Genomic DNA, 15919 nt, shown 5'->3' with positions numbered 1-15919 from the left:
TCCCGCGTCCGCCACTTCTCTCAAGTGGTAAAATATAGGGAATTGTGATGCAGGCAGTAGGAGGTTCACTCTTACAAGATACGTCCCGCATCCGCCACTTCTTTTTAAACAAGAAGTGAGCAATCAACCGGCATGTTCTTAAAAAGACAGTCGGTTTTTTTGTGCCTAAAATTTGAGTCAGCTTAAAAGTATGTGAAGCGCTTGGAGGTCCACTCTTACAAGATACGTCCCGCGTTCGCCACTTCTCTTAAGTAGTTAAACATAAGGAATTATGCAGTGGCACCCATTTATGGAGCCACTGTCTAGCTTTTATTCATGGCTTTGCTTAATTTGCCACTTTACTTTCCTTTGCATGTAGCAACTCGACAATGGCTTTAAAATTGCGGCGTGAGGTTTCTTTTGTTAGTGCTTGGCGCAATATGGGTTTTATTCCAGCCTGATTATGTTGTTTAGCAAGTGCTGAAATTGCGACGTAGCGTATTGCATCATTACTATCATTCACTGCAATATTCAGCACACTGTCACTGGCCTTGGCACTCATTTGAAAGCTTCCAAGGGCACTAACCATCGCTTTTCTGTTGCGGTGTGGTGAGTCAAAGAAATGTTGCTCTAAATTTTTGTAGGCATTTGGCGTTTGCATCATTCCCAGTGCCCGAATAGAGGCTTTTTCTATGCGGACACTTTTATTGGATAGATGTTCAGTGATTAACGCTTCATGCTCGGGTGCTCTGCTATTGCCCAATGCGCCAATGAGGCTGGCAGTTTTCATCTCGCTTTCGTTCAATACGATTTGTTCGGTGATGGCTTGTTTGATCTGCGCTGTGCCATCAGAGCTTGGGCGGTTATACAGCAAAATGCCTAACGTCATATAAAAGCTAGACTCTACCTCGGCATCAAGTGTAATAAAACCATTGTTTAACATGTCTAGTAAGAGTTGACCGGCTTGTGTCGATAATGCTGAGTTACCTTGGCTCAGTGCGCGTAGTGCCCTGAACTGTGTCTGTGGCTGCTTTTGCGCTTTTAATAAGTGTCCCAACAGCTTTTGACTTGATGCAGAGTCTAGTTGGCCTAACGCGTTGAACAGGCGCATTTGAGCTTGGTCTGATAGCTGTGTAGATAGAATAACTTGCTCTAATGTGCCTAATACAGGATCATACTGTTTAAGTAATATTGCTAAGGTATGCGCGTCTATGGCTGTGATATCTTGCGTTGTGATGAACTGTTGCAGTGCTTTGGCTAGGCGGGCTTTTTCCTCCTCGCTTAACTCAATATGGGATGGCTGCCAAGTGCTAATATCATCGCTCATATTAAAGAGAGCACTGTTGAAGCCCTTTTTCATTTTTGTAATATAATAGGTTTGATCTGAGCTAAAGTTCAGGTCTTGCCCGACTAGCTCCAGCGCTTCTGAACCCTCTCTATTTTCTAAAAAGCACTTACTTGGCAAGATATAGTGATCAGATTTAATAATATTGATCCGGTTAAAAGTGGTCAGTTGGGTTTGATCAAATCGCGTATAAGCTTGTTTGCTCATGTGTAGCTGGCTTTGATTGTACAGGTAATTAGGTTTGTAGAAGCCAAGAGTATCGGGCTCAGCTACTATGTCAGAGGTGTCCTTTTGAAACTGAAAATAATATGCTAGCCCTTTGAGCTTATCTTGAGTTTGTTTATCAATCTTCTCAGCAAAATAGAAAGCGTCGATCAGCCCTTTTTTATTTAATTTAAAAGCAAAGGGGTGTTCATAACTTGGCAAAGGCGTTGAGCTTTGCTCAAACACAGATACTACATTGTCAGCTTTAATTCCCCACCAGTCCTGTTCTTCCTTTTTTCTCGCAGGTTTGATTGATATTACACCTTGCAAACGCACCATTGATGTTTGTGGTGCACTTTGTAATTTTGCATAGTTAAAAGAAGTATGTGCCTTGATATCAAAGTGGTATTGAGGTTGGCAATTAATCTGTGCTGATGAATAAAAGCTTGTCAGCGCCACTAAGGGCACTGACAGTTGGGGGAGTCGATATAAAAAATTCATATCTCGATATCGCCTTCTTTAGAATAGAGCGTCCAAGATTTGTTAAATACGCTGTTGGTTTGATATAGCCATAAATCGTAATGGCTTGTCTTTTTGCCACAAGGATATGGGATCCCCCACTTCTTGCACCATTTTACGCCAATAGTTTCAGCATATAAGCCAAACTTACCTGAGATCACATCCAAGTCGTTTTTCAGCTCTAGTCCATAGTAGATATGAGGTTTATTGACTTCGCTACTAACAAGCGCAAAGCCTGCTTTTGATTCCATTGCAAAGGTATTGTCTATGAGCGTTAAAATCGCTTGAACACCCGCAGACACTAAACCCAAATTAACACCACCACGACCAAATGCACCAAAGTCAACATGGAACAGGTCACCTTCAGCGTAAAGTTCAGCGTTGTAACCTACGGTTAAGCCAAATCCTAGGCCGCCAGACACGCCGGCCTCAACACTCATAGGAACAGGGCCAATTGTAAAGCGAGCTTGTGCAAGAACTTTATTTTCTTCCCACGATTTTTCCCAGGCTTTTTCATATTTGGTTGTGTAGCTTTCATCTTCAAATACTACGTTATTAAAAATAATCATTTCAGATGCATAGCCCGTATTTTGACCGCTGATATAAGCGCTGCCATCGTAAGAGATGCTGAATAAGGTATTATGCGCATTAAAGAAATAAGCTTCTACAACCCCTTCACCTGTAATACGGCCACCAGGATCGCCAGTAGGCACAATGAATAGTTGCCCACTTAGGTCGACGCCGACACTGAACTTTGATTGGTCGCCGTATGACTTATCATAAGACTTTTCAAAATTAATATTGGCTAGGCCTACAGAAGCAATACTCGTTCCAGTACGCGCAGCTTGCTGTGCTTCAGGCAGGTTATCATTATTGAAAAAATAAAGAGGTAACTGTGCCTCCACGATGTTGTTGCTCGTAACGGTTTCGGCATTTTGCGCAAGATCGGCAAGTGTAAAACGTACATGCAGCGATTGTGCTTGTGTGGCGTCATAACTTTGATAAATCTGGCGCACAAGCTCATCTTCTAGCGCAATATCAAAACCAATATGTTCGTCATGCAGCCCTTCAGTAAAACTATGGTGCATTTGCGCTTCGTAGCTTTTTGTGGCGGCATTCCAAAAGTGTGTATCGTGCCAATTACCGTTGACGAGCACTTGTGCGGTGATGGCAGTATCGCCCAAATTATTGCCTTCATAATCCGCTTCTAAATAACCAACCAAATCTGAATGGTGCTCACTTGTACCTTCGTTTACATCGGGTGCATCTAAAATTAAGGTTTGCTGACCAAATTCGGCTTTTAGTAATTTATAATCATGGCTTTCTAGTACCCGAACATGTAAATCTGCAAAGGGGAAGTCGCCCTGTGCAAATGGGCTATGCTCAGTGGAAGGGTGATTGTCTTCTTCAATGTCCTCTGAATGTGAGTCATGAGGGTCGATTTGTGCGATTAAATGATAGTGGCCGCCCAGTAACTGGTTAGGAACAGTGATATGCGTATCGAAGCTATGAGTCCCTTGGCTGACTTTACTTAATTCTAATACGCCAACTTTATGAACTTCAGTAATTTCTTCTTCTTGCTCGCTTGATGAACTTAATTCATCGGCATGAATGAGATAAAAGTGTACATCAACGTCAATATCGTCAAAGCCTGTAATGTCGACATCATAATAAACTTGTACTTGTGTATTTGGCTCAATTGTCTCTAATGGACCTGTTGATATTTTTGAAATACTAATGTTTTTTAGTTCATTGGGGGTGGCTACATCATTTGAGTTTTTATCGTTACTGCCTAACTGGCAGCCTGACAACCCTAATAGCATTGCAGTCGCTATAAAGGAGTGTGTAACTTTTATCATGGAGATCTCTTTATTCAGTTTTGCTCGATAGATTATTATATCGCAAAAATGTTGGGAGAATATGCGGCATATCATCAAATCATTACTATGCGCGCAATAGGATTTGATATTGGATTCGTGAGCTGATATTTGGGAGAGTTGTGGAGGCTTGGATAAGCACAACCTCTGCAAAGCTGTGTTATCCAAAACGAGTTGCTTAGGCGTTATTTAAAATCTTATCCATAACCCAAGATGTATGTAGTGCAGTTAGGCCCGTAGAAGGGTGTTCGAGTTCGCCTAAAAGGTCACTTTTGATATTCTCAACATGATGGATTTGAATGTGCTTAGGATATTCGTGTACAGTTTTTTCAGTACCATTTGGGGTGATAAGTGTCACTTCTGGGTCTTGGAAAATCGAAAAATGGATTTCTCCCTTGCTGCCGAAAATGACGACATTATCTTGTCTTGTAAAGCTGCCAAAATTCCACATACCAGAACCTGTCACACCGCTTTGGTGAACCCAACAAGCGCTCACAGAATCTAGTGCGCTGTACAGCGCTTGTTGATTGCTTCCGACCCCTTTAGCCTCTTTATAACCTCCGAGCAGATATCCAAATATATCGAGCCCATGACTGGCTAGGTCATCAAAATAGCCACCCGGAGCAATATCCTTATCGGTTCTCCAGTTATACGTGTCAGACAAATCTACATCATATACGGGACGACTATAGTTCCAAGATACATGACGAACGTCTCCGATAGCACCTTGGTCAATGTACTCTTTTACTTTATTGAAAAGTGGCAGTGAACGCCGGTAGTAAGCTGTAAACAGAGGGAGGTCACGTTCTTCAAATGCTTGGCAAATTTCTAAGCTTTCTTGATAGCTTGGCGATAAAGGCTTTTCTATACAACAGATTTTCCCTGCTTGAGCGACTTTTAATGCATAGTACAAGTGGCTATCTGGCGGAGTTGCGATATAAACAGCATCGATGTTTTGATCGTTAATCAACTCCTCTGCGTCTTTATGAACATGTGGAACGTTATGTCTTTGTGCATAGTCAATAGCAAGTTGATGATCTCTTCTCATCACGCTGAACACATCAAACCCTTCAACTTGCTGGTATGCAGGAAGGCTTTTTACTTCAGTTACGCTACCGCAGCCAATGACTCCCCAGCGTATTATTCTATTTTTCATACTATTTTTCCTTAATTAGTGAGCTTAATTTCTCGCTAAGCCTTATAGATAGTGCCGCAACGGTCAAAGTTGGGTTTACGGATGATGAGCTGGGAAACACAGCGCCACCTGCTACCGTAAGGTTACTATGATCATGGCTAAAGCAATCAGCGTTAACGACGGATGTTTTAGGGTCGTCTCCCATTATCGTGGTGCCAAGCATATGTGCATTAGAGGCTAAGTTAACGTTGATTTTGGTGTCAGTGGCACCTAGCAACTTACCAAGCTGTTGGTATACTTTGACACTGTGCTCAGCACTTTTGATGACATATTCTTCAACATCCCATGTCACTTCTGGGTAGGGTAGGCCTAACGCATCAAACTTTGTGGTACTTAATGTCACCTTGTTGTCTATCGATGGTAGTTGCTCATGTTGGGTATGAGAACCTATTCTACGAATCGTTTTGTGTTTTAGTTGGGCTTTAAAGTCTTTGTTCAGCAGTAGATCACCTATCATTTCAGTCGCGATAATCTCACTGAAGTTGCCATTGCCGATAGCCAGCTTTTTAGCGGCATAGTCTTTTCTAAAGTCACCATCCATGAAGTCTGTAATTGCAGAAATCCCCACAGGGCCTCGTCCCGAGTATACGGGCTCTTCAATATCAAATGTCGCGTGAACTGTTGGGTGGTCCATTAAGTTTTTACCAACGAGTCCACTACTGTTAGCGATCCCCTTTGGGCTATGTACTGTTTTTGATAAGAGCAGTATTTTAGCTGACTCGATTGCATTGGCTGCCAATATAAAATATTTACCTTTAACACTGACATCTTTGCCGTCTGGTGTTGTATAAATAACGTTTGTTATTTCCCCTTTTTGATTATCCTCTAGGCGGTGTACGACTGCGTTTTCTATTAACTCAACGCCACTTTTTATCGCCTTTTCTAGTGTATGCATTGCACTATACTGTGCACCGATAGGGCAAATAGGGATACAGTTGTTGCTTCCACAACAGCTTGGCCTTTTGTCATAAGGCTTAGTGTTTCGTGCTGCAGGTTCCGCTTGAAGGTTGAGGTTGGCACTCGCAATTTTATCTTTAATAAAGCTATCCATGTAAGAGAGTGGCACCGGTGGAAGAGGATATGGTGCACTTCTCCATTGCTTTAGCTGTTTGATCTCTTCACCTGAGATCCCCATTTCTCGTTCGGCCAATACGTAGTAGGGTTCTAAATCTTGATAATCAATCCCCCAATCTCGGCCAACACCAAAGTTACTCTTTAACTTAAAATCTGATGGTAAAAAGCGCCACGAAGCCCCTCCCCAATGCCAAGTTGTGCCACCAACTGTTCTGATGTAACTTGTATCATATTGTCTTTTTTGAGAGCTTGGGTAGTCTTTTAATAAAACAGGATCTGGATGTGGTGCGTGGGGCAACAGAGGGTATGGCGACATTGAGTCATCGCGACCAGAGCGAAGTTGATTTAACACCAAGTCTGCTCGTTGTAACGTGTGTCCAGCATCGAGTACAGCAACCTTGAGGCCTTTTTTGACCAGCTCGTTTGCACATATGCTGCCAGCAACGCCTGAACCTACTATAACTACATCATACATAAATAATATCCTTTATACTGTCGTAGGAGGTTTTTGCCAAAAACCAGTTTGGCCACCACAATAAGCTTTAAAATTGTGTGTTTCTGCATTTGCTCTTCTCGCGATGGATGGGTCTGAGCTATAGACTTTATATCTATCATTTAAAGTCGTGTTTAAGTAAAACGAAACGGCAATTTTGTTGACAAGGCTTTTAAATTTTGGCGTTTTTTTAATAACAGCCTTAGCGTGCACCTTCTCTCGTCTAAAAAGGTTATTCATTTGGGAAGTTAACTCGAGTTCCTGTTCAGAAAGCTCATCGAATATCCTATCTTTTTCGCCTCGACTGTCATTTAAATGTAAGTAATGTAGTAGTGATTCAAACTCTTCTCGGCTTTTATTAAAGCTAGTGCTTAAATAACTTCCTGCCGAAGAATATACTGGTGTTAGTAATAAGCAGCTTACTCCTAAGCAGCTTATAAAGCTTCGCCTGTCCATCAATCTTCCTTTTGTAAAATGATCTATAAATAATTTTATCTTTCAAATGACAGCGTTGTCAATCCGATAACCCACAAGAAATATCAATATGAAATTTTATTTAAAAATAGTGGGTTAAATTTGGTTTTGTTTTTGAAGAAGAGGGGAGGTGTGTATGTGGAATGTTGAGAGTTGTTCTTTTTTATCATTCATATAAATCAGTCTTTTTATAGTGGATACGGGGCTAATGAGTGGTATTTTAAAATAAATTTATAAATGTTTTTTAATTTGGGTATCAGTTTTCTACTTTACTTTTTTATAAAAATTATTTCTAAATTTCACTAGCGAACTGTAGCCAGAGGTATGCTTATTTTCTGTGGTAGTTTAGTTGTGTTGCATTAGGAGGGCGATTGCCTTACTTGAATATACTGGGAAAATATTTCTTTTCGAGTACCAAACGACAATTATATTTTGGTTTCTGTCACTCTGCAGATGGTTATAGTCCACATTCATATAAAGATTGGTAGGAACGGTTAAACAATGAAGCGTGTTGGCTTTCTAATTACGAGAGTGAGCACAGATGAAGTCATAATTTTATTTACCCGTCTAAATTGAGATTGCATCATCTGTGTATTTCTCCCATCATGAGGCAAACTTTCTAGGCTTTCAGATTATGCGTTGTTTTATTGTTTTGATACTTCTGTGTGTTTCAGCTTCGTCACAAGCTTTACAAGTTGGCGCTGAGCGATACAGTCACTACCTTCCTTTGTTAAAGGGCCAGCGTGTCGCTTTGGTGGTGAACCAAACGGCGCAAACTCAAGATGGACACTTACTCGATAGCTTACTCGCCAAAGGAGTCGATGTTCGCAAGGTCTTTGCACCTGAACATGGTTTTAGGGGTGACCATGATGCGGGAGCAAAAGTGGACTCAGGAAAAGACGCTAAAACAGGGCTACCCATAGTGTCTTTATACGGTAAAAATAAAAAACCAAGCACAGAGGCGTTGCAAGATATCGATACGGTTGTGTTTGATATTCAGGATGTGGGGGTACGATTTTATACTTACATCAGCACCATGCATTACGTGATGGAAGCCTCTGCTGAGCATGACAAGCAGCTATTGATACTGGATAGGCCTAATCCAAACATTGCTTATGTGGATGGACCTGTGCTTGAGGCAAAGTTCCGCTCGTTCGTAGGTATGCATCCAATTCCCGTTTTACATGGTATGACGGTCGGGGAGTTGGCAAAAATGATTTATGGAGAAGGCTGGTTAAAAACGAGTCGAGCACTTGATCTTAAAGTGATTTCCATCGCTGATTACAGTGCTAGTATGGGGTATGAACTGCCGATTAAGCCCAGTCCAAATTTACCAAATGCGCAGGCCATTGCTTTATATCCGTCGCTGTGTTTTTTTGAAGCAACCCCTGTTTCAGTTGGGCGTGGTACGCCAATGCCGTTTCAGGTATTTGGGCATGATAGCGTCAGATTAGGTACTTTTAGCTTTGTTCCAAAGCCTGTGATTGGTGCAGCGGTTAACCCTAAGCTCAATGGCAAAACGGTCTATGGTAAGGACCTGCGTCAAGTACGCAGCAATGGGTTGAATTTGAACTGGTTTTTAGATGCATATAAGGCATTCTACGTAAAAAATGAGCCATTTTTTACGCATGCTGAGTTTATGGATAAGTTGGCAGGTACGGATAAACTACGCTTGGCAATCGAAGCTAAGCAATCTGTCGCACAGATCAAAAGTGGTTGGCAGGCTGACTTAGAAGCGTTTAAGCTTTTGCGTCAGCCCTATTTAATATACAAGCGTTAGCTGTGGCGGATATCGTACATATGCTCATTTGCCCGTTCAGCCCGCTTTTGCCATCGTAGATTTGACTGGGTTAGCGCGACAAATAGCACATCAATCAAATAGCTTTGTGAGACTCGAGTCAACATAGATGCATGTCTTACGGGCTCTTCACCAGTGACGTTATATAGATTAATGGATGCCATATCATGAAGTGGATTAACACCATAGCGTGATAGGCACAATATTGGGCAGTTGTTGTTCTTAGCTTGCCTAGCAACTCTAAGCACAGATTTACTTTGTCCTGAATCACTAATGGCGATTAGTAGGTCATCTTTACCCATAGTTGCAATGTAACTAGCCGCTGAAAGTTCATCTGTCTGTGCAATGGCTGGTAATCCTAATTTTTGCAATTTTAAAGCGAAGTCCTGGGCCATAGTAAAGCTACCACCAACCGCACAAAGTAGAATTCTTTTTGCTGATTTGATGGCACTAATAGCTGCTTCAAATTGTTCAACATCATTCAGCTTATTCGTTTCACTCAAAACTCCTTGCTGATGTGTTAGCAGTTTTTGTGCGATTAAATCTATGGAGTCTGCATGAGTAATATGTGAATGAGCCGGCTCAGGCTGACCTGCTTGTAAGTTTAAATCGTCTATAACTGCAAGTTTGAAGGCCGGAAAGCCCTTGTAGCCTAGTTTTTGGGCAAATTTCACGACGCTGGATTGGCTTACTCCGGCCTGCCTGGCTAGTTCTACGGATGATAAGGAGCGAATTTTTGCACCTGAGCTAAGTGTGAAATCAGCCAACTTCGCTTCACTGCTAGAAAGGCTGGGCTTGAGTGCCTTTATTTTTACAAATGTCGACATTTCGATACTTCTTAGTTACTGAGTTGTATTCATTATAGGTTCAAATGAATGTCAGTGATAGTCGATGAAATAACTATTGTGTTTTTATCATGTTTTCTTGATTGTTTTAGGGACAAATGTTGCCAAGGTGAAGGCAAAGATGGTAAAAGCCTTGTTTTTAATAGGGAACCCTTTAAGCTACTAAGCCTTAATAATAATGACTAAAATGCTCTGCTGTAAGGGAATGTATGACCTGGTACTCAATTTTACCACCATTGATCGCAATTCTAGTGGTGTTTTGGCGTAAAGAAGTGATCCTTGCATTGCTACTAGCGCTGATTTCCTCTGAATTTTTGTTGCTTATGCAACATGAAACGAGTCAACTTTTAATGACGCCTGTAAACAGTATTGAACGTATCGTTGACGTTGTTACCTCTGCTGGCAACAGCCGCATCCTATTATTCAGTCTTATTATCGGGGCTTTACTCGCGTATATAAGAGAGTCTGGTGGTGTAGCCGCAACCGTTAACATATTGATGAATAAAGGTGTTGCTAAGAGTAAGCGGCAGGTTGGACTATTGACCATGTTTACCGGCACTGCAGTATTTATTGAGTCGAACATGAGCGTGTTAACATCAGGTATCGTCTCACGAGGATTATTTGATAAATTCAAGATGAGCCGAGCACGTCTGGCTTATATTATCGATAGTACCAGTGCGCCTGTGTGTATTTTGGTGTTGCTCAATGGCTGGGGCGCATATGTACTTGGCTTATTGAGTAACTATGAGCTAGAGCAGTCTGCGGTTAGCATTTTATGGAGCAGTGTTGCTTTTAACTTTTACGCTATTATTGCCTTACTTATTGTTTTATATACGATTGTGTTTGATAAAGTACATGGGCCTATGAAACATGCAGAGCTACAACTTGAAAAGCAACAGGTAGAGCTTGATGCTGGACCAAAGGCGAGCAAAGCACGTTTTATGTTGTTACCTTTACTTACCCTTATCGTGTCTATGGTCGGGTTCATGTTCTGGACAGGAGATGGCGTACTGGCCAATGGCAGTGGCTCTAAATCCGTTTTATATGCAACAGTGCTAGCTACAGCATTGGCATACTTGTTATTACTCAGTGCAAAACATTTTAGCCATCACGAATTGGTAGAAGTTGGTTTTAAAGGCATGGGCGAGTTACTTCCATTAGTGACCATTGTACTTCTGTCACTCACACTAGGTGCAAGTCTAAAAGAGTTGGGGACAGGTGTGTTTGTGGCGTCTTTAGTCGGTGACTATTTGCCAATTTACTTTATTGTACCAGTGCTGTTTTTAGCGGGGGCTATCATGTCATTCACCACCGGTACGTCTTGGGGAACCTTTGCCATACTGATCCCGATAGGTGTCCCTTTAATTCAAGCGCTTGGACTGCCACCAGCCTTGGTACTCGGTGCCATTCTAAGTGGTGGTATTTTTGGTGATCATTGCTCGCCTATTTCAGATACCAGTGCGGTGTCTGCACTGGCATCGGGCTGTGACTTATTGACGCATGTTAAAACTCAATTGCCTTACGCCTTGGTTGGCGGAGGGCTATCTTTGCTGTGTTTCTTTGTCGCTAGTGTCATCATGATCTAACTACAAGTGGTTGAATCACTATTCTCAAGGGCTGATAGGCTGACTAGCTGCCCTTGGGGGTTTCTTTTAAAAGCCAATAAAGTACCGACCTGATTAGCTTGATAATCACTTCGTTGAGTGAGCTGCGCGACGAGTTCCGTGCTTATTTCTAGTAAAGTTTGTTGCTGGCAGTCGGCAATAAACCAAGTATCCCCTTGTTTTTCTATTAATTTACCATGTGTTGCATACGCTTGATTTAGATTGCTTTTTGCGACTTGCATCTCATTATCTAACTGTTGTTTTTGCAATACCAAAGAGCGCTTGTATTGACCCGCGTGCAGTGTATGTTTCTCAACTTGTTGATACTGTTCAAAGTCCAGCGTATACAGCGGTTGTTGGGTCAGTTGGGACTCATTAAATACTAAATATGCGAGAAATACAGCTGCAAGGCTGGCAAACGTCCATTGTACTCGTGGCCATACAGGCTTCACTTTTTGTGATGTACACTGTGTTTTCAACTGATTTATTTGCGCTCGACTGAGTCTGTTCTGCTGCTTTTGTTTGCTAAACTCAGCCCTCAGCTGGTTATCAAATTGCTCATCATTCATGAGTCTCTCCAATTGCACTTTTGAGCTGTTGTTTTGCGTACCGTAGCCGAGTTTTTATGGTCTCTCTATTGCTATGGGTGATGTCGGCAATTTCTTGCAACGAAAAGCCTTCCAACTGCAATGACAGTGCCTCTTTTTGCAAAAAGGGTAATTGTTTGATTGCCTGATTTAACGAAATGCTTTCTTGGCTAATCGCAATCGATTCTAACGAATTTATATCGTCTATACAGGTAAAGCGTTGCTGTTTTCTCAGCTCATCTATCAAGGCGTTACGGGCCACGGTAAACAGCCACGCTTTAGGTGACTGTTGTTGATGGTATAGATGCTTCTTTTCCATAGTATTCAGCCATGTTTTTTGGCATAAATCTTGGGCCAAAGTAGCGTTGCTTTGACTACATAAAAAGTAATACAAATCCTGGCTATAGCTATCAATAAGTTGTTCCAAGTATTTACTGTCACCACTTTGTTTGTAGGCATAGAGCGCATCATCTACTACTTCATTATTGTAAAACCACGACTTTAGGGCTATCAGCATAGGCACTCTCTTAGGGGGAGTGTCCCCCAACTAAAAACTACTGAGCGAGTTTGAACTCTAACACAACGCTTTGGTTATTTTGTATAACCGCCTGACCATTTTCGATTTTAGGGCGGTACTTCCAGCGTTTGAGTGCAGCGACGGCGGCACGATCGAAGGTGCGTTTAGGTTCGGCATCTATCACGTTAATGTCAATCACTTCACCGGAAGTTGAGATAGCAAAACTTAATTGTACCCAGCCTTCAATACCATCTCGTGCTGCATGTATGGGGTACTTAGGCTCACTTCTAACAATTGGCGTCGCGCCTTGCCCTTGTTCACCAAATGTTGGCCCCGCAATTTTTATCTGAGTAGTTGATACTTCAGGGGCAAATGGTATACCTGTCGTCAGTGTTGGCTCTGAGCTTGGCTCTGCTACCGAGCGCACAGGAGGTGGCTGCATTTTTGGCGGTTCAGGCAGCTTTTCGATTTCCTGAACGGGTGTGTCCTCTTTCAGTTGTGGCAACTCTACGATTTCGGTAGGTGTTGCTTGAGGTACACGAATATTGTCTTGTGCTATTAAACTGTGCATAAAAACAAAAGCTGCTCCAGTCATCAATGCACCGCCAGCAATAGCAGAAGCTAGCTTGGTGTAGTTCATGTTGTTTTGTTGGTATTCGATGGCTTGCATAATGGCACCCCTTTATGTGTTTCTTTTTCTAATACAACGGTTCAGCATTCCAAAAGGGGTGAATATTTTTAAAAATTTTTTTTGTGTGCAGATCGCGATACAATGTCAGAGTGTTTTTTAGGGGTGACTATGCAGTTACAAAATATTGATAAGGCGCGTTATCGCAGCCATCTGAACAAGGTGATATTCGCATGTATTATTTGCTTAACGGCGGGTAGTCTGGGAATTTCACAAACCTTGATTGTACTATTTCCGGATCAAGACGGTAGCCACTTTCATTGGAATTTACTAGGCGTGGTGGCAAGCGCGCTGGCCATTGGTTGGTTGCTTAATAAATTTCGCACTCACCCATTTATGTATGAAGTGGTTTATGTGTGGGATCTCAAACAAGCACTCAACCGAGTGACCCGTAAAATGCCTAAACTTAAAAAAGCAGCGCAACAGGGCGATGTGGATGCAATGTTAGCGATGCAATTTAGTTATAGCGGTTCAAAGCAATTGTGGGAGCTAGATGACAACACCATTACTTTAGAAGATTTGGGTCTTTGGCAGGCTGAATTAGACACATTGGCTGCCAAGTATCAGGTCACTTTGGATATTCAACAATATGATGAAGCTATACTGAAGAAGTTTTAGGTGGTGATATGAGGTAGTGGTGCTTGTTTTTCTAGATTTAGACACCATATCTATGTCATCAATACAATAATGTGATATTATAACACTTATCTATTTTTAAGGTCTTAATTAAGTCGTGGCAGAAGTAAGAGCAAGAGTTCAGTTAAACGTAGGGCAACACAGTCATATTCCTGCAGAGATAGTTTCTTTTAGTGGCCTTAAAGATGGTCAGGAACATGTTGCGCTGATTTTTAACAAGGCGGATACTACACAGGCAACGCCGTTAATTCGAATGCACTCGGAGTGTTTAACTGGAGATGTGTTTCATTCATCCCGTTGTGATTGTGGTGAACAGCTCAACGAATGTATTGAAAGTATGCATCAGCAAGGCGGTGTGCTACTTTATTTACGTCAAGAGGGCCGAGGTATTGGTCTTTACAATAAAATTGATGCCTATGTATTACAATCGCAAGGTATGAATACCTACGAAGCAAACAATCATCTTGGTTTTGCTGATGATTTAAGAGATTTTTCAGACGCGGTATTGATGCTCAATGCACTGGGGTTGAGCAAAGTTAAGTTAATGACCAACAACCCAAACAAACTCAATGCGCTGCGCGATGCGGGTATAGAAGTTGAGGCAGTTGTAGGTACTCAAGCGCATATAAAGGCGGGCCATGTAGGTAACCGCAGCTATTTAGAAACCAAAGTAAAGCATGGTTCACATATGTTGGACATAAAAAAGATTTCTAAACCCGAATAGATCTGGTGATAAGGTGTTTTTAAAGTGCGACCTGTTGGTCGCATTTTGCGTTCTAATAGGTATAATCACAGGGTTTTTACAAGCATAGAGTTAACATGTCAGCCAAGTTTAAAGTGTTTAAAGCAGCGATGGGCGTCCAGTGGCTAAAAGCCGGATGGGAAATTTTCAAAATGCAGCCCATGACATTTATTATGATGTATGTATTTATGGTCGCGGTTGCATTGAGCCCGTTGGTGGCTCCTCCGCTGCAATTGCTTGCTGCATTTGCAGCGCCGTTTCTTACAGCGGGGTTTTACATGGCTGTGTTGAGTAAACAGCGCGGACAAGCCATTTCTCTAGCCAGCATACTCGCTGCATTTTCTGCAAAAGGGCGGCGTCTACACTTGTTTCGTTTAGGGCTTTATCAGTTAGGTGTGGTGATCCTGTTAACGTGGGGAGCCGGCATTTTATTTGAAGAGGCTCTGAGCATGATGCAAAATGCCTCTCCTGATCAAGCGCCTGAAGTATTGATTAGTAATATATTGGCAACCATCTCAATAACAGATGTCATGTTGTTTTTTGTCGCACACTCAATAAATATCATGGCGTTTGCTTATGCTTTGCCCATCGTATTTTTTCAAGGTGAGACACGCATTACCAAGGCATTGGGATTGTCGTTGAAAGTGTTTTACTCGAACATGGCCTCGCTCGGTGTTTACGGGTTACTTATTGCGTTACTGGTTTTGGCGTCTATGCCACTGAGCATGATCCCACTGTTGGTGGTGATGCCCATCGCTTACATCAGCTTTTTTGTTACTTATCAGGCTATTTTTATCGACCAGCAAGATAATCCAGGCGAGTCTAAACAAGATGTTAAGCATCAATCGGAAGATTCAGGGCGCTTTGACGCATAATGGATGAACAAGAAAAGCAAAAATTAAAAAATTATGTACTTTGGCTGCTAGGCAGACAAGAGTACTCAAAAAAAATGCTCACACAAAAGCTCCAAGCCAAAGGTGCCGATGATGCGTTTATAGAAAAGTTACTCGCTTGGTGCGAATCACTTGGATATATAGATGAAAATCGGTATTGTGAGAGCTTTTTAAGAACACAGATAAATAAAGGCTTGGGTCTTAAAAGGGTACTAAGCGACGCGGGGAACAAGGGGGTTGATCGAGCCCGTTTGATGCAACTTGTTGAAACTCAGGAAGTAGACTGGTTTGAACTGGCGCAGCAAGCATATGCTAGGAAATATGCTACAACCCCAGAAAAACTCGATTATAAAGAAAAAGCAAAGCGCATACGTTACATGATGTACCGTGGCTTTAGCTATGAAGAAATAGATTTTGCAATGCAAGCAGCAACAATGGGTGAATAATCA

The 15919-nt window shown here is 41.9% G+C and carries 15 protein-coding genes; 6 read left to right on the top strand and 9 right to left on the bottom strand.

The genetic code is table 11. The features are described from left to right. Positions 1-325 precede the first annotated feature (325 nt). From L1070_RS19335 to L1070_RS19315, 5 genes are all read right to left on the bottom strand, one after another. Positions 326-2029 carry a HEAT repeat domain-containing protein gene (locus tag L1070_RS19335; RefSeq protein ID WP_237126784.1) on the bottom strand — a complete coding sequence of 568 codons (1704 nt, stop codon included), beginning with the start codon at positions 2027-2029 and terminating at the stop codon, positions 326-328. Continuing rightward, entirely contained in the window at positions 2026-3906 is a 1881-nt protein-coding gene (locus L1070_RS19330; protein WP_237126783.1) for a hypothetical protein, read from the bottom strand. The genes L1070_RS19335 and L1070_RS19330 overlap by 4 nt, the downstream gene beginning before the upstream one ends. Positions 3907-4102: 196 nt before the next feature. After that, positions 4103-5080 (bottom strand): Gfo/Idh/MocA family oxidoreductase, encoded by a 978-nt coding sequence (locus L1070_RS19325; protein ID WP_237126782.1) that lies wholly within the window; start codon positions 5078-5080, stop codon positions 4103-4105. Position 5081: 1 nt separating this feature from the next. Beyond that, entirely contained in the window at positions 5082-6668 is a 1587-nt protein-coding gene (locus tag L1070_RS19320; protein WP_237126781.1) for a GMC family oxidoreductase, read from the bottom strand. 12 nt (positions 6669-6680) lie between these two features. Further along, a complete protein-coding gene (locus tag L1070_RS19315) occupies positions 6681-7142 on the bottom strand; it encodes a hypothetical protein (RefSeq protein WP_237126780.1) in 462 nt (153 codons plus the stop codon). 652 nt (positions 7143-7794) lie between these two features. Between L1070_RS19315 and L1070_RS19310 the strand changes: the two genes are divergently transcribed. Beyond that, entirely contained in the window at positions 7795-8940 is a 1146-nt protein-coding gene (locus L1070_RS19310; RefSeq protein ID WP_237126779.1) for a DUF1343 domain-containing protein, read from the top strand. Here the strand turns inward: L1070_RS19310 and L1070_RS19305 are convergent. Next, entirely contained in the window at positions 8937-9785 is an 849-nt protein-coding gene (locus L1070_RS19305) for a MurR/RpiR family transcriptional regulator (RefSeq protein ID WP_070983862.1), read from the bottom strand. The genes L1070_RS19310 and L1070_RS19305 overlap by 4 nt on opposite strands. A gap of 227 nt (positions 9786-10012) precedes the next feature. Here L1070_RS19305 and L1070_RS19300 point away from each other — a divergent pair, with 227 nt between their 5' ends. Beyond that, complete coding sequence (locus L1070_RS19300; RefSeq protein ID WP_237126778.1) at positions 10013-11389, top strand: Na+/H+ antiporter NhaC family protein; 1377 nt, start codon at positions 10013-10015, stop codon at positions 11387-11389. Here L1070_RS19300 and L1070_RS19295 read toward each other — a convergent pair. The 3 genes from L1070_RS19295 to L1070_RS19285 are packed head-to-tail and all read right to left on the bottom strand — an operon-like array spanning position 11386 to position 13181. Further along, positions 11386-11976: a hypothetical protein gene (locus tag L1070_RS19295; protein ID WP_237126777.1), complete on the bottom strand. Its 591-nt coding sequence runs from the start codon at positions 11974-11976 to the stop codon at positions 11386-11388. The two genes, L1070_RS19300 and L1070_RS19295, sit on opposite strands and share 4 nt — an antisense overlap. Next, positions 11969-12511, bottom strand: a complete 543-nt coding sequence (locus L1070_RS19290; RefSeq protein ID WP_070983865.1) for a sigma-70 family RNA polymerase sigma factor — start codon at positions 12509-12511, stop codon at positions 11969-11971. Before L1070_RS19290 ends, L1070_RS19295 begins: the two co-directional genes overlap by 8 nt. Positions 12512-12548: 37 nt before the next feature. Then, the gene (locus tag L1070_RS19285) at positions 12549-13181 is read right to left on the bottom strand and encodes an energy transducer TonB (RefSeq protein WP_237126776.1); all 633 of its coding nucleotides are present in this window, start codon (positions 13179-13181) and stop codon (positions 12549-12551) included. A 129-nt stretch (positions 13182-13310) separates the two neighbouring features. Here L1070_RS19285 and L1070_RS19280 point away from each other — a divergent pair, with 129 nt between their 5' ends. From L1070_RS19280 to L1070_RS19265, 4 genes are all read left to right on the top strand, one after another. Next, the gene (locus L1070_RS19280) at positions 13311-13817 is read left to right on the top strand and encodes a DUF3087 domain-containing protein (protein ID WP_237126775.1); all 507 of its coding nucleotides are present in this window, start codon (positions 13311-13313) and stop codon (positions 13815-13817) included. Positions 13818-13932: 115 nt separating this feature from the next. Beyond that, complete coding sequence (ribA, locus tag L1070_RS19275) at positions 13933-14559, top strand: GTP cyclohydrolase II (RefSeq protein WP_070983868.1); 627 nt, start codon at positions 13933-13935, stop codon at positions 14557-14559. 95 nt (positions 14560-14654) lie between these two features. Next, on the top strand, positions 14655-15452 hold the full coding sequence (locus L1070_RS19270) for a BPSS1780 family membrane protein (protein ID WP_237126774.1): 798 nt from the start codon (positions 14655-14657) through the stop codon (positions 15450-15452). Further along, on the top strand, positions 15452-15916 hold the full coding sequence (locus L1070_RS19265) for a regulatory protein RecX (RefSeq protein ID WP_070983870.1): 465 nt from the start codon (positions 15452-15454) through the stop codon (positions 15914-15916). The genes L1070_RS19270 and L1070_RS19265 overlap by 1 nt, the downstream gene beginning before the upstream one ends. Positions 15917-15919: the final 3 nt, after the last annotated feature.

The organism is Pseudoalteromonas sp. MMG022 (assembly GCF_021654245.1).
In the GTDB taxonomy this organism is placed as follows: domain Bacteria; phylum Pseudomonadota; class Gammaproteobacteria; order Enterobacterales; family Alteromonadaceae; genus Pseudoalteromonas; species Pseudoalteromonas amylolytica.
This window is presented reverse-complemented; position numbering and strand designations above follow the sequence as displayed.